We start from the raw sequence: 23341 nt of genomic DNA on the forward strand, positions 1-23341 counted from the left end.
CCATGGACGACGAGTTGATGCGAAAGGTGCTCACCGCCCATATCCGCACAGAGGTGGCAATCGGGCGCAGCACGTTCGAGCAGGTGATCCGTGGCGCCCTGGACGTGTGGGAGCAGGAAACGGACGACCACGACCTCTTCGTGCGCGCGGCCGAGGAGATCGCAGGGCGCGAGTTCGCCGGGCACCTCGCGGCGCAGGACACCTGGCCGGAGGTCACCGCGTGCGACCGGCTCAGCATGGCCATGATCGACCTCGCGCTGGCCGGCATCCTGCCGCGCGAGAGCTACACCGACTGCCTCAACTGCGGGCGCACGGAGCTCGGCGGCGAGCTCGCCGAGCTCCCCGGCATGCGCGGCTACACCTTCTACCACCGCCAGGACGCCCAGGCGGCGGCCGGGGGCGGCGGCGTCATGCTCGCCTACGGGGCCACCGGCGACGGTGACGCCGCCGAGATCGGCGCGGAGATCGTGGCCGCCTGCCGGCGCCGCGGGCTGGAGCCCGAATGGGACGGCGACGTCCGGCAGCGCGTCCACGTGCCGCTCGACTGGCAGCGGCGGCGCTTCGGGCCACTGGCCGGCCACCCGGGGGCGGAGCGGGCACCCGCCCAGCCCACCGTGCCGGTCACCTTCTGCGACTACACCTCGATCTGGCGCGACGAGCCCCTGACCATGTCGGCGCAGGAATGCCGCGACCTGCTGCTCTGGCTGACCCCGCACGACGGCAACTTCGTCTGCTACCGCGGGCGGTCGGGGCCCACCCTGCAGCTCGCGTGGGAGCCGGGGATGCGGCTGTGGGCCGAGTCGCCCGATCCCCAGGCGCGGTGCTCCCACGGGCGGCACGTGACCGTTGACGAGGCGCTGGAGCTGATCACGGTCCACGTCAGGAACGGGCGGACCACCCTGGCGGATCTGCGGGAGGCGAAGACGGTGCCGTGGTGAACGTCCGCGACACGATGCGCCTGACCGTTTCCTCCAGCGAGCTGGCCTGGTCGATGACGATCTCGCCGGCGCCGGGGAGCAGGTCGCGTTCGACGTACCAGCCGCGCATCATGTCGGCCCCGAACTCCCTGCTCTGGGGGCGGGTGGCGTGGCGGCGCAGGGTCTCCTCGAAGGAGACGTCGAGATAGAAGAAGTGGCTGCGGCCCGGATGGTCGCGGCGCAGCGCGGTCAGCATGTCGCCATAGCGGGCTGCGGTGAGGATGCCCTCCAGGACGACGTGGTGGCCGTGGCCGAGGGCGTCGCGGACGGCCCGCGCGACCGTCGTCTTGCCCGAGCCGGAGTTGCCGCGCAGCACGATCAGCCGCGTCTCGTCCGAGCACGTACGCACCGCACCAGGCTAGCCGCATCCGTTTATCCGGGGCCTGGCCGGTGATAGGCACCGTAACGACCTGCAGCGACGGCCGGCCACGAGGGACAGTCTTCATGCTTGAGCGCATCCACGAGATACCGGCCGTCCTGTTGAGCGCCGATGACTACCTCGACGACTTCTGGCCGAGTTACCGTCGGACCGACGACGTGTTGTGGAAGCTCGAGCGCGCCCAGAGTTTTCGCGCGGCCGAGGAGCCGGGCTGGGCCGCGCTGATGGCGGACGACTGGGACCGGTCGCTCAAGCTGATCGACGACGGGCAGGCCGGGGCCGGGGGGTTCGCGCGCAGGCGGCTGCGGGTCGTCGAGCCGCCCATCACGCCCTACCTGCGGTGGGAGATGCACGTCCTGGCACTGCGGGGCAGGGCGGGTGAGCAGGTGCGGGTGCTCGATGCTCAGCAGGTGGCCGATCTCGAGGTCGGCCGGCGGCTGCCCGAACTGGTGGTGCTGGGGACCTCGGTGATGTACGAGGTGACGTACGACGCCCTGGGCACCCACAGCGGCGCCCGGCGGATCGACGACCCGGAGGTGATCGCGGCCTGCAGGGGCGAGCTGGACAAGCTGTTCGCCGCGGGGGAGGACTTCAGGGCCTTCTACGAGCGCGAGATCGTCCCACTGCCCGCTCCCCAGGTGGCCATCTGAAGCAGCGAGGCTGCCCGACTCATATCCCGACGAGTCGTACCCGATTTCCGCAGAGCTTCTTCATGTCGTCCACATCTGAGGTCAGCATGACGACAGGCCGTTGTTGTCGTATGGCCATCTCGGCGACCGCAGCGTCGATCGCGTATTTGTGCCCGTGCAGCCCTGCGCCGAGCAGGAGAGCGGACGCCGCTCTGGCCTCCTTGTCGCTGACCGGTGAGATGCGCAGACCGGACAGGAGCCAGGCCAGCCGGGTCTGGTCGGTGTGGCGATGTGTGGCTTCCACGATGGTCAGGGCATTGATCAGGACCTCCATGCCCCGGCGACGAGCCTCGGCCACCCGCGCGGCCGTGGGCTCGTGGTCGTCGAACAGTCTGGAGAGACCTTCGCAATCCAGGACGAGGGTCCCCTCATGGCTCAGCTTGCGGCGGGCCACTGGGCCTCGTCGGCGAACACTTCGTCGAAGATCTGGCGCGCTTTGTCCTGCTCCTGCGCTGATATCGCGCCCTTGCGCCGCTCGTAGTCGGCGAGGTATTCGTCCAGGATCTGGCCTCGCAGCTCGCGCTCGACCGCGGCCGCGACGTAGGCCGAGAACTCGCGCTTGCCGACCCTCTCGCTTATGGCCGCCGCCGTGCCTTCCGGCAGGGAAAGGCTGACCCTGGTCGCAGGGCCTTCGCCGATGGCGTACGAGTCTTCCTTCATGGAACCAGATTATCAAATGAGTAGGAAGACTGTCGGCGTCAGAGGGGCAGGTCGCCGGTGGCGGAGGCGGTGGAGCCGGTGGCCTGGTAGGCGGCGATGGTGCGTTCGGCGATGCGCATCTGGTGGATCTCGTCGGCGCCGTCGGCGAAGCGGGCCCAGCGGGCGTGCTGGAACATGTGCGCCAGCGGCGTGTCCGTCGAGTAGCCGAGGGCCCCGTGCACCTGGATGGCCCGGTCGATGATGCGGTTGAGGCTGTTCGCGACGAAGTGCTTGGCCATCGAGACCTCCGTGCGGAAGTCCTCGCCCTTGTCGATCTTCGAGGCGGCGTGCAGCACCATGAGCTTGCACTGGTAGAGCTCCATGGCCGAGTCGGCGATGAGCCACTGGACGCCCTGCTTCTCGGCCAGCAGGGAGCCGTGGCTGTAGCGGGTGAGCGCGCGGCCGACCATCATGTCGAGGGCCGTCTCCGCCTGCGAGATCCAGCGCATGCAGTGGGCGAGCCTGGCCGGGCCCAGGCGGTACTGGCCGAGGCGGTGGCCGTTGCCCCGGCCGCCGAGGATCTGGCTGCCGGGCAGCCGCAGGTCCTCGATGACGATCTCGCTGTGGCCGGTCGAGCCGTGCATCGTCTCGACCTCGCGCACGTCGTTCCAGCCGGGATCGGGCAGGTCGACGAGGAAGGCGGTGTTGGCGCCCCGCGAGCCCTCGGGCACGTCCTGCTCGGTCCTCGCGATGAGGATGGCGAAGTTGGCCCGGCGGGCGTTGGAGATGAACCATTTGTGGCCGTTGATCACCCACTCGTCGCCGTCGCGTACGGCGGTCGTCCGGATCAGGGTGGGGTCGGAGCCCGCGGCCTCCGGCTCCGTCATGGCGAAGCACGACATCTTGGTGCCCTCCAGGAGGGGCCGGAGGTACTTCTCCTTCTGCTCGTCGCTCGCCCAGTGCAGCAGCGTGTGCATGTTGCCCTCGTCGGGGGCCTGGCAGTTGAGCACCCACGGGCCGATGCGGGTCTTGGCCGCCTCCGACTGCACCATGGCCAGCTCGACGTGGCCGAGGCCCATGCCGCCCCACTCCTTCGGCATGTGCGGCAGCCACAGCCCCTCGGCCTTGGCCAGGGAGCGCAGGTGGAAGATCGTGCGGAGGTAGGCGTCGCGGTCGCCCTCCTCCAGCTCCTCCATGGCGGGCGCGACGGTGCCCTGGATGAAGGCGCGGACCCGCTTGCGGATCTCCTCGTGCTCGGGGGCGAGGGTGAAGTCGATGGCCATGCTGCTCCTCGTGGTCAGTCAGGTGAGCCGGTCGGGTGGTGGCAGGCGAGCCAGTGATCGGCACCGACCCGCCGGATCCGGGGCTCCTCCTCGGCGCACCTGGCGGACGCGCGCGGGCATCGCGTACGGAACCGGCACCCGCTCGGCGGGTCGACGGGCGACGGCGGTTCGCCGCTGATCAGGGTGTCGGCCGGCGGGAGGTCCAGGCCGCCGCCCGGGATGGAGGCGATGAGGGCTCTCGTGTACGGATGGGCGGGCCGGGAGATCAGCTCGGCGCTCGGCGCGAGCTCGCACACCTTGCCCAGGTACATCACCATGATGCGGTCGCTGACGTTCTTCACCACGGCCAGGTCGTGGGCGATGAACACGAGCGTGAGCCGGTAGCGGTCCTTGAGGTCCTCCAGCAGGCCGAGGATCTGCGCCTGCACCGAGACGTCCAGCGCCGACACGGGCTCGTCGCAGATCACCACCTCGGGATCGAGGATGAGCGCCCTGGCGATGGAGATGCGCTGGCACTGGCCGCCGGAGAACTCGTGCGGCCTGCGTACCGCCGCCGCCCGCGGATCGAGGCCGACCGCCTCCAGGACCTCGTCCACCCGGTCGCCGGGCAGGCCCCACACGCGGGGTCCCTCCCCGACGATCTCGCGGACGCGGCGGCGCGGGTTCAGGGACGAGATGGGGTCCTGGAAGATCATCTGGAGGCGGCGGCGGGTCCTGCGCAGCGCCTCGCCGCGCAGCGCGGTCAGCTCCTGCCCGTCGAGCCGGACGGACCCGGACCGCGGCGGCGGGAGCTGGACCAGCGCCCTGGCGGCGCTCGACTTGCCGCAGCCGGACTCGCCGACGATCCCGAGCGTCTCGCCCCGCGCCAGGTCGAAGCTCACGCCGGAGACCGCCCGCACCGTACGGCCGCGCCCGGCGGGGAACTCCACGACCAGATCCTCCACCCGCAGCAGCACCTCGTCACGGGGACGCAGGTGCGCGTTTCCGCTACCGGCCACCGCTGTCCGCCCCTTCCTTCAGAGCCTGCGCGTGCTCGCGCGGGTACCAGCAGGCGTAGGAGCCGGTCAGCGGCGGCGCCTCCTTCGCGCAGCGGTCCCGCGCGTACGGGCAGCGCGGCTGGAAGGCGCACCCGCGCGGCAGGTCCACCAGGTCGGGCGGCCGGCCGGGGATGACGCGCAGCCGGTGGTGCACCGGGTCCGTCAGCTTGGGCGCGGCCTGCAGCAGCGCCTCCGTGTACGGCATCCGGGGCCGGGCGAACACCTCCGCCGCCGGGCCCCGCTCCACGACCTTGCCCGCGTACATCACGATCACTTCGTCCGCCCACCGGGCCACCACCGACAGGTCGTGGCTGACCAGCACCACCGCCATGTCCCGCTCCTCGCGCAGCCGGTGCAGCAGCCGCAGCACCTGGTCCTGGATGGTGACGTCGAGCGCGGTCGTCGGCTCGTCGGCGAACAGCACGTCCGGCCCGCACGACAGCGCCATCGCGATCGTCACCCGCTGCCGCATGCCGCCGGACAGCTGGTGCGGATAGCGGCGCAGGGTGCGTCCGGGGTCGGGGATGCCGACGGAGGCCAGCAGCCGCGCGGCCTCGGCGCGGGCCTGCCGGCGGTTCATGCCGAGGTGCACCCGCAGCGGCTCGGTCACCTGGGTGCCGATCGTGCGTACGGGGTTCAGCGCCGTCATCGGGTCCTGGAACACGGTCCCGAGCCGCCGCCCCAGCACCGAGCGCATCCGGGCGGGACTGTGGCCGGTCAGGTCGTCGCCCGACAGGTAGACGTGGCCGCTCCTGACGGACGAGCCGGGCAGCAGGCCCAGGATCGAGCGGATCAACATCGACTTGCCGGAGCCCGACTCGCCGACGATGGCCAGCGTCCGGCCGCGGCGCAGGGTGAAGGAGACGCCGTCCACGGCCTTGACGACGCCGCGCGGGGTGACGAAGTGCGTACGCAGGTCCTCGGCCTGCAGCAGGCAGTCGGCTCGGACCTCGTGCTCCCCGGCAGGGGCGGGGGCGGCCTGGCGGACCGGCTCCAGGCCGCTCTCCCGCACGTCCGTCAGCGACCTGAGCCGGTCGCCCACCAGGTTGAACGAGAGCACGGTCAGGAACATCACCAGCGAGGGCGCCAGCACCACGTGCGGCGCGCTGTCCAGCAGCGTGCGGCCCTCGTTGATCAGCCCGCCCCAGGTGGGGGTGGGCGCCTGGACGGACAGGCCGAGGAAGGCGAGGCTGCCCTCGGCGACGACGACCACGGCCATCCCGATGAACGCGTACGACGCCGCGGGCACGGCCACGTTCGGCACGATCTCCCGCCACAGGATGCGCCGGTCGCGGGTGCCGAGCACGCGGGCGGCCAGCACGAACTCGCGCTCGGCGTAGCTCAGCGTGGCGCCCCTGATGAGCCTGACCCAGGACGGCACGCCGAGCACGCCGAGCACGATGAGCACGTTGCGCAGGTTCGCCCCGGCGAAGGCCACCACGGCCAGCGCGAACACCAGCGCGGGGAAGGCCTGCGCCACGTCGTTGACCGCCATGATGACCGCGTCGGTGGCGCGGCGGCGGTAGCCGGCCAGGATGCCGAGCGGCGCGCCGATGCCGAGGCCCAGCAGCACCGCCCCGACGCCCACGCCGAGCGAGACGCGGGCGCCGTGCACGACCCTGCTGAGCACGTCACGGCCGAGGCCGTCGGTGCCGAACGGGTGCGCGGCGCCGGGACCCGAGCGCGGCGGCCCGGCCAGCGTCTCGTCGTAGCGGGCCAGCGGCAGCACGTCGGCCAGGACGGCGGCCAGCAGCACCAGCCCGATCCAGCCGGCGGCGGCCCAGAACCCCCACCCCAACCGGCGCCCCAACCCGCGCCCCAACCGGCCCTTCAATGGGCTACGCACGCCGGATCCTGGGATCGACGGCGGCGTACACCAGGTCCACCGCGAAGTTGACCGCCACGTAGCCGACCGAGATCAGCACGACGCCTCCCTGAACCGTCAGGTAGTCGCGGGAAAAGATGGAGTCGACGATCAGCCGCCCGACGCCGGGCAGGCCGAAGAGGGTCTCGATGATCACCGTGCCGCCGATGAGCGCGCCCAGGTTGAGCCCGACCGCGGTGATCAGGGAGATGGCCGACGGGCGCAGCGCGTGCCGCCACAGGATGCGGCGCGGCGACAGGCCGCGGGCGCGGGCCAGCGTGATGTAGTCCTCCTGGAGGGTGGCGATCAGGTCCGTGCGCAGCAGCCGCGCGTAGACGGCGAGCTGCCCGCACCCGAGCGTGATCGCCGGCAGGATCACCGACGTCAGGTTCCAGCCCAGGTCGAGCGAGATCGGGGTCCAGCCGGTCGCCGGCACGACCTGCCAGGTGACGGCGAAGACCAGGATGAGCAGCACGCCCAGCACGAAGACCGGGGTCGACAGCAGCGCGAAGCTGAGCGCGGTGAGCACCTGGTCGAGAGCCCGGCCGGCGCGGCGGGCGGCGGCCACGCCCACGGGGATCGCCAGGCCCAGCGCGATGACCTGCGCCGCGACCAGCAGCTCCAGGGTGACGGGCAGCCGCTCGGCCAGCTCGCTCGCGACGGGCATCCGGGTGATGTACGACTCGCCGAAGTCGCCGGTGACGAGCCCGCCGAGCCAGCCGAGATAGCGCACCAGCAGCGGCTGGTCCAGCCCGAGGTCCTGGCGGACCTGCGCGCGGGCCTCCTCGGTCGCCGACAGGCCGAGGATCTGCGTGACCGGGTCGCCGGGCAGCAGGTCGAGCAGCGCGTACGACAGGAAGGTCACGACGAGCAGGACGACGGCGAGCCGGACCAGCCGGTGGACGACGATCACTGCGCGTCGACCCAGAGCTGCGCGAACGGGTGGTAGGGGATGGGCGACCCGGTCAGCGGCAGGCCCGGCTCGCCGTCGGGCAGCCGGTGCTCGCCGATGCCGTGCACCTTCGTGCGCGCCACGACGGCCCCGGTGTTCAGGTGGTCGATGAACACGTACGGCACCAGCTCGCGCAGCCGCCGCTGCACGGTCGCGTACGCCTTCTTGCGCGCGGCCTCGTCCGGGTCGGTGCGTCCGACGTCGAAGGCGTCGCTGAGCTGCTTGTCCTTGAAGCGGGAGAAATTGAGCGACACCTTGCCGACGGGCTGGGAGTAGGCCTGGTGCATCCAGATGTACTCCCCGTCGGGGTCGGGGGAGGAGAACTGGGTCCACACGGTGGCCGCGAAGTTGCCGGTGACGGCGCGGTTGATCAGGTCGGCCTGGTCCGCCTGCTTGATGGTGACGTCGATGCCGGCCTTGCGCCACATGTCCTGGGCCAGCTCGATGCCCTGCATGGTGTTCGGGTCGGGTGTGGAGATCATCTCGAAGCGGATGGGGCCCTTCTCGGCCTCCACCTCCTTGACCAGCGCCGCCGCCTTGGCCGGGTCGTACGCGGGGTAGCCGCCGCCCTCGGCGTACCACTTGGAGTCCTTCGTCCACGGGCCGTCGGCCGGCTCGGTCATTCCGCCGCGCAGGGTCGAGATGACGGTCTCGCGGTCGGTGGCGTGGGCGAGCGCCTTGCGGACGCGCAGGTCGTCCAGCGGGGGCACGGTGGTGTTGAGCATGAACATGTACTCGGCCACGGCCATGCCCTCCGACCGCTGGACGGTGTAGGCGTCCTTCTGGGCGGCGTACTTGGTGAGGTCCTCGTCGCGTGAGGTGCCCATGGCGTCGATGCCGCCGGCGTCGAGCGTCTGGGCGCGGGTCTGGCTGTCGGGCAGGATGCGGAACTCGATCTCGTCGAGGTAGGGCAGGCCCTGCCGCCAGTAGCGCGGGTTGCGCGTGACGACCATGCGGTTGTCCGGCACGTACTCCTTGAACAGGAACGGGCCCGTGCCCACCGGTTTCAGGCTGGCCGCCTTGGGGTTCTCGAGCGAGGCGGGCGGCACGATCATGCCGACCTGGGCGTCCAGGTAGTAGGGGAAGGCCACCCATGGCTGCTTGAGGACGACCTTGACCGTCATCGGGCCGGCCGGCTCGATCGCCTTGACCGGCGCCAGCACGGCGGCGTTGAGGGGGGATGCCTTCTGCGCCTCCAGGTTGGCCCTGACGACGTCACCGGTCAGAGGGAGGCCGTCGGAGAACGAGATCCCCTCCCTGATCTTGATCGTCCACTCGTCGTGTGCCTCGTTGGGGGTGAGCGATTCGGCCAGGTTCGGTTTCCAGTCGCCGTTGGCGTCCACGGCCGTCAGGGTCTCGATGATCGTGCCCGCCATGCTGTAGCTCTGCCCCGCGAACTGGTCGGTGACGGGGTTGAACCCGTTGGCGTCCGCGCTCAGCCCGTACACCAGGCGCCCGCCCTGGGCGGGGCCGGACGCGCCCGCCTGCGGGGTGGCGACGGGGCGTTGCCCGCTGCACGCCAGCATCACCGCCGCTGCCAGCATCAACGTGGCCGGCGTCCTCCAGCGTTTCATCCGCGCCTCCTCCCGGTAGGCCCCCGAGAGCAATTTCACCGATAGTACTATCGGTGAAAATCCGTACAAGAGCCACGGGAGAATCGTTACGGGAGGGGAGGGAGCACCGATGACGAGCACACCGCTCAGCAGGAGCGAGGCGAAAGACCTGACCCGGCGCAAGCTGGTCAGGGCCGCGCTGGCGATCCTCGACGAGGAGGGCGAGGCCGGGCTGACCACCGTCAAGGTCGCCAGGGCCGCCGGCATCGCGCAGTCGAGCTTCTACGTGCACTTCAAGGACATGCAGGACCTGCTGCTGGTGCTCGCCGAGGAGGGCGGCCGGCGGCTGCGGAACTCCATGCGCGAGGCCCGGCGCGCCGCCCGCGAAGCCCCCGGCGACCTCGAAGCCCACCGCGACACCTTCCGCATCCCCCTGGAGGCTATCTGCCGCCACCCCGAGCTGCTCCGCATCCAGCTGCGGGCCCGGCACGACCCGTCGTCCTCGCTGCGCGACTTCGCCACGGAGACCGCCGCCGCCTACCGCGAGCACCACGCCGCCGACCTGGCCGCCCTCGGCTACACCGCCGACGACGAGCACGACAGGCGGCGGCTGGAGATGATCGCCGACGGCATCAACGCGGCCACCAACGCCCTGGCCATCGGCCACCTGGAGGGCCGCTACCCCGACCTCGACGAGGCGGCCGACATCCTGGTGGCCCTGTCGCGGGGCGCGCTGCGCCTGCTCAGGTCCGGCGCGGGCCGCGACGAAGGCCCGCGCCCTCCGGAGCCCTGTTAGGGCTCAGAGCCCGGCGGGCGGTCATCGGTAGGCGAGTGCCTGGGTGAGATAGAGGTCGGCGTAGTCGCCACCCGCCGTGAGCAACTCGGCGTGGCTGCCCTGCTCCACCACCTGCCCATGGGACAACACCGCGATGTGGTCGGTCATGTGCACGGTCGAGAACCGGTGCGAGACCAGAACGGTCACCGCGCCCCGCTCGGTGAAGTCGCGGGTCTGCTCGGCGTACAGCTCGAAGAGGTCGTGCTCCGCCTGCGGGTCGAGCGCCGCCGTGGGTTCGTCGAGGACGCGCAGCAGCGGAGTCTCACGCATGAGGCCACGGGCGAGTGCGACGCGCTGCCACTGGCCGTGGGAGAGTTCGGCGCCGCCGAAGGTCCGTCCGAGCTGCGTCCGCAGGCCGTCGGGAAGGCTCTCCACGATCCCGCCGGCGCCCGCTCGCCGCAGCGCCAGCCCGATCCGGGCGGTGTCGTCGATCCTGGACAGGTCGCCGGCGCCGACCGATTCGGCCACCGGGGTCTGCAGCTTGAGGAAGTCCTGCAGCGTGCCGGTGCACCCGGCCGCCCATCCGGACGGATCGAAATCGCGCAGGTCGACGCCGTCCACCAGGATCGTGCCCGAGGTGGGCCGGTACACCCCGATGAGCAGCTTGATCAAGGTGGACTTGCCCGCGCCGTTGATGCCCACCAGGCCCAGCGTGCAGCCGGCGGGGATGGTGAGGTTCACGTGGTCGAGCACCATCGTGTCCGTTCCCGGATAGGTGAAGCAGACGTCGCGCAACTCGATGTCGGCGGTCAGCCGGGCCGGCACGGCCGTCCCCGCAGGGTGTACGCCGTGTTCGGCGGCGTAGGTGAGGAGCCAGTGATGGTGCTCGGCCACCCGGCCGCCGTCGGCGACCAGGGCGATGGACTCGACCGCGCTCTGCTGCTGCTGCCGTAGCTGACCGGCCAGCGAGATGATCAGCACCGCGTCGCCGGGAGTGGCCTGGCCGCGGGCCAGGAGCAGCCCCACGACCAGCAGCGCGCCGGCCAGCATGGAGAAGTAGAGCGCCCAGGCGCCGATCTCGCCACCGAGCCCGCGCAGCCGGGCCCTGGCCTCCAGGTCGGCCGCCTCCTCCCACAACGCGCGCGCGTGCCGGTCCAGCTCCGCGCCGTTGCCGGAGATCCAGACCTCCTTGGCGGGGTCGGGGTTCAGGCAGAGGTCGTGCAGCCTGCTCTCGCGGCGCAGCGACTCGGCCGTGGCGTCGAGCGCCTGCCGCTGCATCCGCATGGCCCGGTTGGCCAGAGGCAGGATCGGCACGGCCGCCACCGCCAGGAGCGCGAGCGCGGGATGCACCTGGATGAGCAACCACAGGCTCAGCCCGATCCCGGCGAGGGTGGAGGCCGTGTGCGCCGCCGCCCACCCGGTCTTCGACAGCGCCAGCGTGCCGCGGCGCAACATGGCGATCCGGTTGAGGAAGTCCGCCCGCTCCAGGTGGGTGATGGTCGGGATCTTCGCCGCTGCCTCGGTGATCTCCTGCTCCAGCGCCAGCTGGATCCGGTCGCGCAGATCATTGCGCAGGTTGTGGGTGAAGCGCCAGCCGATGAGCTGCAGCGCGTGGGCGGTCATCCCCAGCGCGACCGCGGCCAGCAGCCCGCCGAGCAGGTGGGCGCCGGCCGCGTCGACCAGATGCCGCTGGGCGTAGGCGATGCCGGCGGCCATCCCGGCCTGCAGCAGCACGAGCACGCCCACCGTGATGCTCACGCGGCGGTCCGCGCGCAGGCCCAGCGCCAGGGTGTGCCGCGCCATCCGGGCGCTGTCCCGCAGTGTCATCGCGCCTCCTCGCCGCCCCCGCGAGCGACGGCTCCCTGCTCGGAATCGACGGCCCCGGCACCGTCGGCCCGGCTGCCGGCGGCTCCGTTGCCGGTGGCCCTGTCGTCGCCGGCCGTGGGCCTGTGGAATCTTGACGCCTGGAGCAGGAAGAGCCGGGTGTACTCGCCGCCTAGCCGCATCAGGTCGTCGTGGGAGCCCTCCTCGGTGATCCGGCCGTCCCGCAGCAGGACAATGCGGTCGGCGGGACGCACGGTGGAGAGCCGGTGCGAGATCAGCACGACCGAGGCGTCCCCGACCGAGCCGATCACCTGCTCGTGGAAGCGGGCCTCGGCCTTGACGTCCAGGTGTGCGGTGGGCTCGTCCAGGACCACCAGGCGCCGCCCGTGCTCCACCGCGTAGAGTGCCCGGATCGCGGCGAGCTTCTGCCACTGCCCGCCCGACAGGTCACGGCCGTCGGCGCCGGTCCGCCACAGTTCGGTGTCGAGCCCCGATTCCAGCCGGTCCAGCACCGGCTGCGCGCCGCCCTCCCGTAATAGCTCCAGGAGTCTTTCGTCGTCGGCCGGCGCGGCTTCAGGAGCGGCCAGCGTGATGTTGTCGCGCGCGGTGAGCGGGTAGTGGACGAAGTCCTGGAACAGCGCCGTCATCCCGCGCCGCCACGCCGTGGCGTCCAGCGAGCGAAGGTCTGTGCCGTCGGCGGTGATGCGGCCCTCGGTGGGCTCGTACAGGCCGGCCAGGAGCTTCACCAGCGTGGTCTTGCCCTCCCCGCTGGCTCCGACGATCGCCAGCCGCTCGCCGGGGCGGATGGTCAGGCTCAGCCCTCGCAGCACGGGCACGGAGGCGCCCGGGTACCGGAAGGACACGTCCTCGAACCGCACCAGGGGCGCGGGGCCACCAGGAGGAGCGCTTTCCCGAGGGGCGTGCCGATCCGGGCCGGTCAGGTCCTCCAGCTTCCGCAGCGCCGTCACCGCGGTCCTGCCGTAGTCGATGTCGTACGACTCCCCGCCCATCGCCGAGATCGCGAGGATCCCCCAGACCGCCACCAGGCACTGCGACAGCTCGGCGATGCTCAGCGCCCCGGCCCACGCGGCGAGCCCGGGGACCAGCAGGCCCAGTCCAGCGCACAGCGCCGCGAGCAGGAACGTGGCCTTCTGGCTGCGCAGCACGCGCCGGCGGGTTCGCCAGTGGCCGGCCTCCCACGCGTGGTGCGCCGCCAGACGCCGCTCGCTCACCCACCCCGCCAGACCGAACAGCCGGACCTCCTTGGCCGCGTCGGACCCTGCCGCCAGGTCCGCCCAGAAGTCGACCTTGCGCCGCTCGGGGGTCGCCGCGTCCTTGACCGCCTCCAGATGCATCCACTGCCGCCGGGTGATCGACCGGATCAGCACAGACAGCGCCAGCAGCACCACCGCCAGCACGGGGAAGTACGCGGCCAGCACCGCCGCCATCGCCACCGCCGACATCGTTCGCGCGGTGATCTCCAGTTGGCCCACGGCAGCGGCTCCGGGAGAGCGTATCCGCCAGGTGAAGCCCTGGTCGCCGGCGCGCACGGCCACGTCGTGGAACTCCGGATCCTCCAGGTGGGCGATGCGATCCGGGCGCAGGGCGATTCGCCGTACCCGGGAGCGCACCACACCGTCGATGCGCCTGCTCGCCGACGCCTTCAGCGCCCACGCGAGGACCTCGGCGGCCTGCCTGGCCAGCATCGCGGCCGCGAACCCCGCCACCGGCCACACCAGCGGTAGCAGGCCGGCCTCGGGAGACGCCGCCGTCATCGCATGCACCGCGTGGCTGGCGAAGATGGCGGTCAAGGGGGCCGCGGCGACCGAGGTGGCCACCGTCGCGCACAGGGCGGCCAGCGTACGCGGGCGGCTGAAACGTAACAGCGCCAGCAGGCGTCTTCGTTCGTCGAAGGTGTCCTGGATCCGGGCCAGGCTCAGATCGCGCCAGGAGAATCTTGGATAGGCCGGCTGCGTGTCGGTCACCGTGTCTCGCCGTCCCCCAGGTCGACAGTCGGGGTGATCTTCACATGGGCCGCTCCATAGGTCAAGAAATATTCATACGGTGTTAGATATGCAGCGTGGAGAGGCGGGGTCGCCGGACGACACTCCAGCGGCCCCCGCGCTATCGCAGCAGTTCGCCCGCGACGGACCCGGCGGCGGTGGCGTCCAGCCGGCCGTCGATCACCGCCGTGACCACCCGCCTGGTCAGCGTGTCCTCGACGATCAGCGGCCGGTCCCAGGCCAGGGCCTGGCCCACCCCCGGATACTCCTCGACGCGCACGAACCAGGGGTCGTCGCCGTCCTGCGCGAACACCAGCGTCCAGTCCCGCCCGTCCGGGTCGGTGCCGGACATGGCGACCCAGCGGTCCCGGCTGCCGTGCACCGCCCGCTCGTCCCCCGGCACCGTGGTCCTGGCAGTGGAGGCGCCGGGCGCGCGCCAGAAGAAGCCGCCGTATCCCGCGCCCGCGCGGCCCTTGGTGGCCGAGCTGTTGATCTCCAGCGGGGCTCCGGTGAGGTTGGTGAGCGTGAACGCGAAGTCCAGGGCCCAGGCGTCCTGGAGCGGCCGTACGGTGACCGCGCGCTCCTCGCGGGCCATCAGCCTGCCGCCGGGCCCGATCCACTCCAGTTGCTCGACGAAACCGCCGTCGTCGAGCCGCGAGAACGCCACGTGCCGCTGGACGCCGTGGTCGTCGAGCCAGGTGGGCCCCTTGTCCCTGACGTAGGTGCGGCCGCCCCAGAAGTTCGCCCCGCCCAGGTCGGCGATGGCCACACCGGCGCCGAGGTGGTGGACGTGGTCCTCGGGCCTGACCTCGGTGACCTCGACGCCGCCCAGCGTACGCACCCGGTGCAGGTAGGGGCGGGGGGAGTCGGTCACCGGCAGGTCGGGCCGCGTCTCGTAGCGGGCCACCGGACGGTCGCCGGCCAGCAGCTCCACCCGGGTCCACGGCACGTCCAGCTCGGAGTAGAGCGCCAGCCGCTCGGCGCTGCGGGCGGTGAGGCCGGCGACGCCCGGCAGGACCCGGCGCACGACCGCGCCCTCGCCGTCCCGCTCGACCTCCTGGTGCCGCTCGGCGATCGGCTGCGGCTCGGGCGCCAGCCGCACCGCGTCCAGCACCTGGGTGAACCTCTCCGTACGGGCCAGCGGGACCAGCAGCGGGGTCCCCGTGCGCACGTGGTCGAGCAGGTTGTCCAGCAGGTCGGTACGGTCGTGCACGGTGGTCGTGACCGACCCGTCCGGCAGCTCGACCCTGACGCTGTCCTGCGTGTAGACGAGCGTGGCCCGGCCCGCGTCGCCGTGCACCACCAGATACGGCTCGTGCCGCTCCGGCGCGCACAACGACACCGCGACGGTGAGCACGAGGCCGTCGTCGAGGCGGATCCGCACGCAGGACGTGTCGTCCGACTCGATCGTGTTGGCGCGGTAGAGCTCGGTCTCGATGTCCGCGATCGGGCCGTCCACCAGGGCCAGGGCGGTGGCCACGGCGTGCGCGAACGGGTTGGTGAGCGCGCCGTCCACCACGTCGGCGCCGTCCAGCCGGCGCCTGCCCGACCATGCCGAGCGGGTGAAGTAGGAGGCGGGACGCTCCCAGGCGCCCGCGCCGCCGATGCCGCGCACCCGCCCGATGCCGCCGCTCGCGATCAGCTCGCGCAGCGCCGGGATCGCCGCGGAGCCGAGTGACTGGAAGCCGACCTGGCAGGCCAGCCCCGTCTCCGCGACCGCGGCGGCGATCTTCCTGTGCGCCTCGGGTGTCGCCGCGGGCGGCTTCTCCAGCAGCACGTGCGAGCCCGCGTGCAGCGCGGCCACCGCGAGGTCGGCGTGGGTGTGGATCGGCGTGCAGATGATCGTGATCTCCGCGCCGGTCTTCGCGATCAGCTCGCGCAGGTCGGACGACTGCAGGGGCGAGCCGAAGCCGACCTCGACCGGGCGCACGTCGCAGATCCCGGCCAGCTCGGCCACGCCGGAGTCGGACAGCAGGTGCAGCTGACGCAGGTGGTGCCGGCCGTGCCCGTGTGCTCCGGCCAGCACGATTCTCGCCGGCGCCATCACGACCACCTCAGCCCCAGCCCGGCGTGCGCGCCCGCGCGGAGGGCGCCGCCGGAGATCTCCACCGGGTACGGCTCCGCCAGCAGCCCGAGGGCGGCGAACGAGGCGTCCTCCACGTCCTCCACCATGGCGGGCAGCGGCAGGGCCAGCGCGAGCTGCCCCGACATCTCGCTCAGCAGGTGCGGGTAGACCGGCACGTCGTACGTCCTGGCCAGCTCCACGACGCGCAGGAACGGCGTGATGCCGCCGACCCGCGCCACGTTCGGCTGGACCACGTCGCACGCGCCGGCCGCCAGCAGGTCGCGGAAGCCGTACGCGGTGTAGACGTTCTCGCCGACGGCGACCGGCACGTCGGTGGAGCGGCGCAGCTCCACGTGCGCGGCCACGTCGTCGGCGGGCAGCGGCTCCTCGATCCAGTGCAGGTCGAACGGGCGCAGCGCGGCGAGGGCCCGCCGCGCCCGATGCAGGTCCCACCGCTGGTTGGCGTCGATCATCAGCAGCCGGTCGGGGCCGATCACCTCGCGGACGGCGGCCACCCGCGCCACGTCCTCGGCCAGGTCGGGGCGGCCCACCTTGATCTTGACGCCCCGGTAGCCGGCCGCCACCCAGCGGCGGGCCTGCGCGACCAGCTCCTCCAGGGGGTAGTGCAGGTTGACGCCGCTGCCGTAGACCGGGACCTCGTCGCGCCGCCGTCCGAGCACGCCGGCCAGGTCGCGCTCGCCGCAGCGCAGGTCCCACAGCGCCAGGTCGACGCCGGCCAGCGCGACCGTGGTGATCCCGCCGGGGCCGGCCTCCCGCAGGTGCCGCCAGAGCCGGTCCCACACCACCTCGGGGTGCGGGTCGAGGCCGATCAGCGCCTCCCGGAGGTCGTGGTCGAGCAGCGCCTTGACGGCGTGCGCGCCGATCTGCGGCGTCCACGAGAAGCCGCTGCCGGTGCGCCCGTCCGCCAGCGTGACGTGGGTGACGATCACGTGGTTGGCCGGCACGTCCGCGCCCCAGGGACGGGGCAGCGGGACGCTGCGCAGCTCGGTACGCAGCTCGGTGACGGTCATGACGCCACCAGGTCGAGACCGGTCTTGATCAGCGCCTCCAGCTCCTCGAGATGCTCTGCGGTGACGTCCACCAGCGGCGGTCGGACGCCGCCCACGTCCAGGCCGCGCAGCCGGACTCCGGCCTTGACCAGCGAGACCGGGTAGCCGGGGACCTTGCCGCGCAGCCGTACGAGGGGGGCGTAGAACTCCGTCAGCAGCCGCTCGTCGCCGTTCAGGTAGGCCGTGGCGATCTCCGGCGCGAACGCGAACACCGCGCTGGAGTAGAGCTCGACGCCGATGCCCCGGTAGGCGGGCATGGTCAGCTCGGCCGTCGGCAGCCCGTTGAAGAACAGGAACCCGGGGAACCTCTCGCGCACGGCCAGCACGGTGCGCTGCATCCTGTCGATGTCGCCCAGGCCGTCCTTGAGCCCGATCACCCCGGGGATCCCGGCCAGCTCGACCACGGTGTCGGGCTCCAGCACGACCGTGCCGCGCTGGTAGATGATCACCGGCAGCTCGGCGGCGATCGCCGACACGTACGCGGTGTAGCCGTGCCCCGGCCCCTGCGCCAGGTACGGCGGCATGAGCAGCAGCCCGTCCGCGCCCGCCTCCCTGGCGGCCCGCGCCTGGCTCAGCGCCGCGCCGAGCGGGCCGCCCGCGCCCGCGAACACCGGCACCCGGCCGCCCACGGCCTCGGCCGCCACCCGCACCGCGCGGGCGTGCTCGGACTCCGACAGGGCGGAGAACTCGCCGGTGCCGCAGGCGGCGAAGACGGCGCCCGGGCCGTGCTCCATGCGCTGGGAGACGTGCTCGGCCAGCACCTCCTCGGCGAGCCCGCCGCCGGCGTCGAACGGGGTCACGGGGAAGAACAGCACACCGCTGAGATTCATCAGATGTCCTTGAGTTCGGTGCGCCAACTCCGCTTCGGCTGCCAGCCGAGCAGGCGCTCTGCCTTGGTGGTCGAGAAGGCGGGGGAGGCGCCGGTGAGCCCGGCCGCGAGCTGCTCGGTGCCGGGCACGACCTGGGGGAGCAGCTCGGCCAGCGGCTTCCTGGCCAGCGCGTCGGCGGCGCCGGCGAAGAAGACCTCGCCGTTCGGCAGCTCCGGCAGGGCCTGGGCGAGCACGGCGATCATGTCGGCGGCGTCGCGGGAGTCGATGTAGTTGAACAGCGAGACGCCGGCGAGCTCCGGCCGGTCCAGCCGCTCCTTGACGGTGTGCCCCGACTGGGTCGGCGCGCCCGCCCACTCCTCGGGCGGGATGACGAAGCACGGCCGGACCGCGGCCATCCTGGTCGTCCCGGCCACGGCGAAGGCCCTCATCGTCTGCTCGGCCGCCACCTTGGACAGGTTGTAGGCGTTCCACGGCCGCACGGGGTGTTCCTCGTCGATCGGCAGGTACGCCGGCGCCCAGCCGCCGGGGGCGCCGTACCCGAGCACGGTGGGGCTGCTGGCCACGACCACGCCGGCCACGCCGAGCGCCACGGACGCCTCGCAGACGTTGAACGCCAGCTGGGTGTTGATCTTGTAGATCACCGACTCCGGGCGGCTGAAGGGGGTGGCGATCGCGGCCAGATGGATCACCGTCTCCGGCCGGAATCGGGCGATCGTCTCGAACGCCTCTCCCGTGTCGGTGAGGTCGGCGGGTAAGGTGGCGGCGGCCTCACCTGGGGTTCCTGGGGCGCGGTCCACGCCGACGACCTCGTGCCCGGCCTTCGCGAGCGTTGTGACCACGCTGCGGCCGAGGCGTCCTGCGCTTCCGGTGACGAGGACTCTGCTCACCGTGAGGGGCTCCTTCAAGACTGCAAACAGTTGCACTAAACCTTTGTGTCAGGAAGGCCAGGGCGTCAAGAGGTGATTTCATGGCCAGCTGTCTAGCTGGGGTTTTCTGGTTGCTCAGGGTGCGGGATAGTACAGCAAGCGCTTTCATCTGCCCCATGGCCTCTGCAAGCGGTTGCGTTAGGGTGTGCGATTGTGACTGTGACGATTCGTGATGTGGCCCGGGCCTCCGGCGTGCATGTATCGACCGTGTCGCGGACGTTCTCCGCGCCGCACATGGTGAACGCCGCCACCCGCACGAGGGTGCTGACGGTGGCCGAGGAGCTCGGATACCGGCCCAACCGGGCGGCCAGGGCGCTCACGACCGGGCGCACCCACAATCTCGGCCTGATCGTGGCCGACATCGCCAACCCGTTCTTCCCGCCGCTGATCAAGGCCGCCCACGCGGCTGCCAGGCAGCGCGACTACCACCTGTTCGTGGCCGACACCGACGAGGAGCCGGCCGCCGAGGAGGAGCTGGTGCAGGCCTTCTCCAAGCAGGTGGACGGCGTGGTGTTGTGCAGTCCGCGCTCGTCCAACAAGGCGCTGGAACGGCTGGCCGAGCGGGTGCCGTTCGTGGTGATCAACCGGCGGCTGCGGGGGGCCGCCACCGTGCTGATGGACGTCGGCCACGGCGCCAGGCTGGCCGTCGAGCATCTGTCCGGGCTCGGGCACCGCCGGGTGGCGCTGGTGTCCGGTCCCGCCGGCTCGTGGACGAGCGCGGAGATCCGCGCCGCCGCCGAGCAGGTGCCGGGCGTGGAGCTCGCCGTCATCGGCCCCAACGCGCCCACCGAGCGGGGCGGCTTCGCCGCCGCGGGCCGGGTGCGCGACGCCGGGGTGACGGGCGTGCTGGCCTACAACGACCTGGTCGCGATCGGGCTCATCGAGGGCCTCGCCGATCTGGGGCTGAGCGTGCCCGCGGACGTGAGCGTCGTGGGGATCGACGATATCGTGCCCGGACGGCTCAACCGTCCCAAACTCACCACGGTCGCCATGCCCACCGCCGCGGCGGGGCGGCTCGCGGTCGATCTGCTCATCCAGGAGGTGAGCGCCACCACCTCGTTGGAGACCCGGCTGGTCGTGAGGGACTCCACGGCTGCTCCGCGTTAGCGGAGGGCTGCAAACGGTTGTACTAAACGAGGGCCAAATTCATCTGACTTCTGTTGAGGCCAACTCGCTGAGCAGGGCAAACACGTCAACGATATATCGGTAACGGCTAGGTAACGGCTGCAAAGGGTTGACGCTCCTTTCCCGCCAGCTATAGGAAAGCGCTATCCAGTACCAATCTCGCCGGAGGGTTCTTGATGAGGAGTGAGTTCCGTCATGGCTGACTCGGTGGCGGTGAGGCCCCGGGAGGCGGTGACCGGACCCGCGCGTGGTGGCGGACACCGCTCCACGAAACGCTCCCGTCGCGAGGCGCGGGCCGCCTATCTCTTCCTGGCCCCCTGGTTCGCCGGCCTGCTCGTCATCACGATCGGCCCGATCCTCGCCTCGCTCTACCTGTCGTTCACCGACTACAGCCTCCTGGAGGAGGCCAAGTGGATCGGCTTCGACAACTACGTCAAGATGTTCACCGAGGACCCGAGGTACATCTCCTCGCTGAAGGTCACCACGATCTACGTGGTCGTCTCGGTGCCGCTGCAACTCGCCTTCGCACTCGCGCTGGCCCTGGTGCTCGACCGAGGGCTGCGCGGCCTGGCGATCTACCGCTCGATCTTCTACCTGCCCTCGCTGCTCGGCGGCAGCGTCGCGATCGCGATCCTCTGGCGCAAGGTCTTCGGCGCCGACGGCCTGGTCAACGCGCTGCTCGGGGCATTCGGCATCCAGGGCCCCGGCTGGGTCGGCCACCCCGACTACGCTCTCGGCACGCTGATCATCCTGCACGTGTGGACGTTCGGCGCTCCAATGATCATCTTCCTGGCCGGGCTGCGCCAGATCCCCAGCAGCTATTACGAGGCCGCCGCCGTCGACGGCGCCGGCCCGCTGCGGCAGTTCAGGGCGATCACGCTGCCGCTGCTGACGCCGATCATCTTCTTCAACCTGGTGCTCGAGATCATCAAGTCGTTCCAGTCGTTCACGCAGTCGTTCATCGTGAGCAACGGCACCGGCGGCCCCGCCGACTCGACGCTGTTCTACACGCTCTACCTCTACCTGAACGGATTCAGGGACTACGACATGGGCTACGCGGCCGCGATGGCGTGGGTCCTGCTGCTCATCATCGCCGGGCTGACCGGGGTGAACTTCCTCGCTTCCAAGTATTGGGTCTTCTATGGCGACACCAAGTAGGCCGCTTCCGGTTCTGTTCCGCCCGCTCAAGGGCGGACGGGTGGTCAAGCACCTCCTGCTGATCGGCTTCGGCGTGATCATGCTCTATCCGCTGCTCTGGATGGTCTCCAGCTCGCTCAAGCCGGAGGAGCTCATCTTCCGGCAGCCCGGCCTGCTGCCGAACGAGGTCACGCTGGAGAACTACACCGAGGGCTGGACCGCGCTGAAGCACCCCTTCGGCTACTACCTGTGGAACTCCGCGGTCATCACCGCGCTGTCGGTGGTGGCGAACCTGGTGGCCTGCTCGCTGGCCGCCTACGCCTTCGCGCGGCTGAACTTCCCGCTGAAGAAACTCTGGTTCACGATCATGCTGGGCACGATCATGTTGCCGCACCACGTGGTGATCGTGCCGCAGTACATCATGTTCTCCGAGCTGGACCTGATCAACACGATCTGGCCGCTGGTCATGCCGAAGGTGCTGGCCACCGACGCGTTCTTCATCTTCCTCATGGTGCAGTTCATCCGCACCCTGCCGAGGGAGCTGGACGAGGCGGCCGAGATCGACGGCGCGGGCTACTGGCGCATCTTCATCAGGGTCGTCATGCCGCTCTCGCTGCCCGCCCTGGCCACCACCGCGATCTTCACGTTCATCTGGACGTGGAACGACTTCCTCAGCCAGCTGCTCTATCTCAACAACCCGGACAACTTCACCGTCCCGGTCGCGTTGCGGACGTTCCTGGACTCTAGTGGAGAGTCGTCGTGGGGCCCTATGTTCGCCATGTCGATCATCGCGCTCGGCCCGATCTTCGGTTTCTTCCTGGCCGGGCAGAAGTACCTGATCCGTGGTGTCGCCACCACGGGACTGAAGTAGCTCCTCCACCCCCCAACACAGAAGACCCCCTAGGAGGTAGAGCCGTGAGCTCTGGCAAGAAGATGTGGTCTGCGGCCCTGCTCGCCACCGCCGTGCTGGCGGTCACCGCGGCCTGCGGCAGTGACAGCGGCGGCGAGAGCGCCGACGGCAAGGTCAAGGTGCGCTTCTCCTACTGGGGCAGCGACGCGCGGCAGAAGATGACCGAAGAGGCGATCAAGAAGTTCGAGGCGAAGAACCCGAACATCGACATCGAGGGCGAGTTCTCCGACTTCGGCAGCTACTACGAGACGCTGGCCACCAAGGTCGCGGGCAACGACGCGCCGGACGTCATCACCATCGAGATCCGCGGCCTGCGCGAATATGCCGAGCGCGGCGCGCTGGCCGACCTCGCCGGCAAGGTCAACACCGCCGACATCGACGCCAAGGTGCTGGCCACCGGCAGCCTCGACGGCAAGCAGTACGCCATCCCCACCGGCGTCAACGCCTTCAGCCTGGTCGTCAACCCGGACCTGGTCGAGAAGAACGGGCAGAAGCTGCCCGACGACACCACGTGGACCTGGAAGGACTACGTCGACCTGGCGACGAAGATCACCGCCGAGAGCGGCGGCAAGGTCTTCGGCACGCAGCAGAGCTTCAACCCCGGCTACCTGCAGATCTTCGCCGCCCAGCGCGGCGAGGAGTTCTACCAGGGCAACAAGCTCGGCATCTCGCCCGACACGCTCAAGGCGTGGTGGGCCAACATGCAGAGCCTGATCAAGTCCAAGGGCACCCCCGACGCCGCCAAGAGCGTCGAGATCGGCGCCCAGAGCGTGGACCAGTCGCTGCTCGGCACCAACACCGGCGCGATGGGCATGTGGTGGAGCAACCAGCTCGGCGCCATCAACAAGGCCTCGGGCCAGGACGTCAGCCTGCTGCGGATGCCGAAGGCAGAGGGCGCCACCACCGGTGGCATGTTCCTGCAGCCGGCGATGCTCTACACCGCCTCGTCGAAGACCGAGCACCCGGCCGAGGCCGCCAAGTTCATCGACTTCATGATCAACGACCCCGAGGCGGGCGAGATCATCCTGAGCGACCGCGGCCTGCCGGCCAGCTCCAAGGTCCTGGCGGCGGTCAAGGACAAGCTGCCGGACACCGACATCAAGACGCTGGACTTCATCGACGAGGTCAGGAGCGAGCTGTCGGACCCGCCGGCCGCGCCGCCCAAGGGCGCCAGCGCCATGGAAGACATCCTGACGCGGTATTCGGAGGAGGTCCTCTTCGGCAGGATGACCCCCGACGACGCCGCACAGAAGTTCCTGACCGAGGCCAACGCCTCGATCGCGGGCTGATCCTTCGCACCAGA

Annotated in this window: 21 protein-coding genes; 7 read left to right on the forward strand and 14 right to left on the reverse strand. The window is 71.0% G+C overall.

Annotated elements, in window-relative coordinates:
• The first annotated feature begins 2 nt into the window (after nt 1–2).
• Nucleotides 3–938, forward strand: a complete 936-nt coding sequence (locus tag ACZ6SA_RS31885; RefSeq protein WP_347643659.1) for a DUF6891 domain-containing protein — start codon at nt 3–5, stop codon at nt 936–938.
• On the opposite strand, the gene ACZ6SA_RS31890 is transcribed toward ACZ6SA_RS31885, so the two are convergent.
• Nucleotides 880–1326 carry a P-loop NTPase family protein gene (locus tag ACZ6SA_RS31890; protein WP_347643660.1) on the reverse strand — a complete coding sequence of 149 codons (447 nt, stop codon included), beginning with the start codon at nt 1324–1326 and terminating at the stop codon, nt 880–882. The genes ACZ6SA_RS31885 and ACZ6SA_RS31890 overlap by 59 nt on opposite strands.
• 95 nt (nt 1327–1421) lie before the next feature.
• Between ACZ6SA_RS31890 and ACZ6SA_RS31895 the strand changes: the two genes are divergently transcribed.
• The gene (locus ACZ6SA_RS31895) at nt 1422–2006 is read left to right on the forward strand and encodes a DUF6879 family protein (RefSeq protein ID WP_347643661.1); all 585 of its coding nucleotides are present in this window, start codon (nt 1422–1424) and stop codon (nt 2004–2006) included.
• Nucleotides 2007–2025: 19 nt separating this feature from the next.
• Here ACZ6SA_RS31895 and ACZ6SA_RS31900 read toward each other — a convergent pair whose 3' ends face one another.
• The 7 genes from ACZ6SA_RS31900 to ACZ6SA_RS31930 are packed head-to-tail and all read right to left on the reverse strand — an operon-like array spanning nt 2026 to nt 9394.
• Nucleotides 2026–2439, reverse strand: coding sequence for a DNA-binding protein (locus ACZ6SA_RS31900; RefSeq protein WP_347643662.1), 414 nt, complete (start codon nt 2437–2439; stop codon nt 2026–2028).
• Nucleotides 2421–2705, reverse strand: a complete 285-nt coding sequence (locus tag ACZ6SA_RS31905) for a hypothetical protein (protein WP_347643663.1) — start codon at nt 2703–2705, stop codon at nt 2421–2423. Before ACZ6SA_RS31905 ends, ACZ6SA_RS31900 begins: the two co-directional genes overlap by 19 nt.
• 38 nt (nt 2706–2743) lie before the next feature.
• Complete coding sequence (locus ACZ6SA_RS31910) at nt 2744–3967, reverse strand: acyl-CoA dehydrogenase family protein (protein ID WP_465832353.1); 1224 nt, start codon at nt 3965–3967, stop codon at nt 2744–2746.
• 14 nt (nt 3968–3981) lie between these two features.
• A complete protein-coding gene (locus tag ACZ6SA_RS31915) occupies nt 3982–4965 on the reverse strand; it encodes an ABC transporter ATP-binding protein (RefSeq protein WP_465832355.1) in 984 nt (327 codons plus the stop codon).
• Nucleotides 4955–6850 (reverse strand): dipeptide/oligopeptide/nickel ABC transporter permease/ATP-binding protein, encoded by a 1896-nt coding sequence (locus tag ACZ6SA_RS31920; protein WP_465832357.1) that lies wholly within the window; start codon nt 6848–6850, stop codon nt 4955–4957. The genes ACZ6SA_RS31915 and ACZ6SA_RS31920 overlap by 11 nt, the downstream gene beginning before the upstream one ends.
• Nucleotides 6843–7781, reverse strand: coding sequence for an ABC transporter permease (locus tag ACZ6SA_RS31925; RefSeq protein WP_443153834.1), 939 nt, complete (start codon nt 7779–7781; stop codon nt 6843–6845). The genes ACZ6SA_RS31920 and ACZ6SA_RS31925 overlap by 8 nt, the downstream gene beginning before the upstream one ends.
• The gene (locus tag ACZ6SA_RS31930; protein ID WP_465832360.1) at nt 7778–9394 is read right to left on the reverse strand and encodes an ABC transporter substrate-binding protein; all 1617 of its coding nucleotides are present in this window, start codon (nt 9392–9394) and stop codon (nt 7778–7780) included. Before ACZ6SA_RS31930 ends, ACZ6SA_RS31925 begins: the two co-directional genes overlap by 4 nt.
• A 109-nt stretch (nt 9395–9503) precedes the next feature.
• On the opposite strand from ACZ6SA_RS31930, the gene ACZ6SA_RS31935 reads away from it, so the two are divergent.
• Complete coding sequence (locus tag ACZ6SA_RS31935) at nt 9504–10169, forward strand: TetR family transcriptional regulator (RefSeq protein WP_465832362.1); 666 nt, start codon at nt 9504–9506, stop codon at nt 10167–10169.
• A 21-nt stretch (nt 10170–10190) separates the two neighbouring features.
• Here the strand turns inward: ACZ6SA_RS31935 and ACZ6SA_RS31940 are convergent, their stop codons facing one another.
• The 6 genes from ACZ6SA_RS31940 to ACZ6SA_RS31965 all read right to left on the reverse strand — a co-directional run bounded on the left by ACZ6SA_RS31940 (nt 10191) and on the right by ACZ6SA_RS31965 (nt 18827).
• Entirely contained in the window at nt 10191–11975 is a 1785-nt protein-coding gene (locus ACZ6SA_RS31940; protein ID WP_465832364.1) for an ATP-binding cassette domain-containing protein, read from the reverse strand.
• Nucleotides 11972–13957: an ABC transporter ATP-binding protein gene (locus ACZ6SA_RS31945; protein WP_465832366.1), complete on the reverse strand. Its 1986-nt coding sequence runs from the start codon at nt 13955–13957 to the stop codon at nt 11972–11974. Before ACZ6SA_RS31945 ends, ACZ6SA_RS31940 begins: the two co-directional genes overlap by 4 nt.
• Before the next feature lie 139 nt (nt 13958–14096).
• Entirely contained in the window at nt 14097–16019 is a 1923-nt protein-coding gene (locus ACZ6SA_RS31950) for a DUF6807 family protein (RefSeq protein WP_465832368.1), read from the reverse strand.
• Nucleotides 16019–17071 carry a mandelate racemase/muconate lactonizing enzyme family protein gene (locus tag ACZ6SA_RS31955; protein WP_347643673.1) on the reverse strand — a complete coding sequence of 351 codons (1053 nt, stop codon included), beginning with the start codon at nt 17069–17071 and terminating at the stop codon, nt 16019–16021. The genes ACZ6SA_RS31950 and ACZ6SA_RS31955 overlap by 1 nt, the downstream gene beginning before the upstream one ends.
• Nucleotides 17068–17940: a 5-dehydro-4-deoxyglucarate dehydratase gene (locus ACZ6SA_RS31960; protein ID WP_465832370.1), complete on the reverse strand. Its 873-nt coding sequence runs from the start codon at nt 17938–17940 to the stop codon at nt 17068–17070. The genes ACZ6SA_RS31955 and ACZ6SA_RS31960 overlap by 4 nt, the downstream gene beginning before the upstream one ends.
• Nucleotides 17940–18827, reverse strand: a complete 888-nt coding sequence (locus ACZ6SA_RS31965) for an NAD-dependent epimerase/dehydratase family protein (RefSeq protein ID WP_465832372.1) — start codon at nt 18825–18827, stop codon at nt 17940–17942. Before ACZ6SA_RS31965 ends, ACZ6SA_RS31960 begins: the two co-directional genes overlap by 1 nt.
• Before the next feature lie 192 nt (nt 18828–19019).
• Between ACZ6SA_RS31965 and ACZ6SA_RS31970 the strand changes: the two genes are divergently transcribed.
• From ACZ6SA_RS31970 to ACZ6SA_RS31985, 4 genes are all read left to right on the forward strand, one after another.
• Complete coding sequence (locus tag ACZ6SA_RS31970; protein WP_347643676.1) at nt 19020–19973, forward strand: LacI family DNA-binding transcriptional regulator; 954 nt, start codon at nt 19020–19022, stop codon at nt 19971–19973.
• A gap of 213 nt (nt 19974–20186) precedes the next feature.
• Complete coding sequence (locus ACZ6SA_RS31975) at nt 20187–21149, forward strand: carbohydrate ABC transporter permease (RefSeq protein WP_347643677.1); 963 nt, start codon at nt 20187–20189, stop codon at nt 21147–21149.
• On the forward strand, nt 21133–21999 hold the full coding sequence (locus ACZ6SA_RS31980) for a carbohydrate ABC transporter permease (RefSeq protein WP_347643678.1): 867 nt from the start codon (nt 21133–21135) through the stop codon (nt 21997–21999). Before ACZ6SA_RS31975 ends, ACZ6SA_RS31980 begins: the two co-directional genes overlap by 17 nt.
• A 44-nt stretch (nt 22000–22043) precedes the next feature.
• Nucleotides 22044–23327 (forward strand): ABC transporter substrate-binding protein, encoded by a 1284-nt coding sequence (locus ACZ6SA_RS31985; protein WP_347643679.1) that lies wholly within the window; start codon nt 22044–22046, stop codon nt 23325–23327.
• The last annotated feature ends 14 nt before the right edge of the window (nt 23328–23341 follow it).

The organism is Nonomuraea sp. NPDC049378, assembly GCF_055586745.1.

Coding starts and splice junctions, on each gene's coding strand:
- ACZ6SA_RS31960 (WP_465832370.1), bottom strand. CDS start 17,940: ATGAATCTCAGCGGTGTGCTGTTCTTCCCCGTGACCCCGTTCGACGCC.
- ACZ6SA_RS31930 (WP_465832360.1), bottom strand. CDS start 9,394: ATGAAACGCTGGAGGACGCCGGCCACGTTGATGCTGGCAGCGGCGGTG.
- ACZ6SA_RS31905 (WP_347643663.1), bottom strand. CDS start 2,705: ATGAAGGAAGACTCGTACGCCATCGGCGAAGGCCCTGCGACCAGGGTC.
- ACZ6SA_RS31980 (WP_347643678.1), top strand. CDS start 21,133: ATGGCGACACCAAGTAGGCCGCTTCCGGTTCTGTTCCGCCCGCTCAAG.
- ACZ6SA_RS31975 (WP_347643677.1), top strand. CDS start 20,187: ATGGCTGACTCGGTGGCGGTGAGGCCCCGGGAGGCGGTGACCGGACCC.
- ACZ6SA_RS31910 (WP_465832353.1), bottom strand. CDS start 3,967: ATGGCCATCGACTTCACCCTCGCCCCCGAGCACGAGGAGATCCGCAAG.
- ACZ6SA_RS31895 (WP_347643661.1), top strand. CDS start 1,422: ATGCTTGAGCGCATCCACGAGATACCGGCCGTCCTGTTGAGCGCCGAT.
- ACZ6SA_RS31940 (WP_465832364.1), bottom strand. CDS start 11,975: ATGACACTGCGGGACAGCGCCCGGATGGCGCGGCACACCCTGGCGCTG.
- ACZ6SA_RS31955 (WP_347643673.1), bottom strand. CDS start 17,071: ATGACCGTCACCGAGCTGCGTACCGAGCTGCGCAGCGTCCCGCTGCCC.
- ACZ6SA_RS31935 (WP_465832362.1), top strand. CDS start 9,504: ATGACGAGCACACCGCTCAGCAGGAGCGAGGCGAAAGACCTGACCCGG.
- ACZ6SA_RS31885 (WP_347643659.1), top strand. CDS start 3: ATGGACGACGAGTTGATGCGAAAGGTGCTCACCGCCCATATCCGCACA.
- ACZ6SA_RS31950 (WP_465832368.1), bottom strand. CDS start 16,019: ATGGCGCCGGCGAGAATCGTGCTGGCCGGAGCACACGGGCACGGCCGG.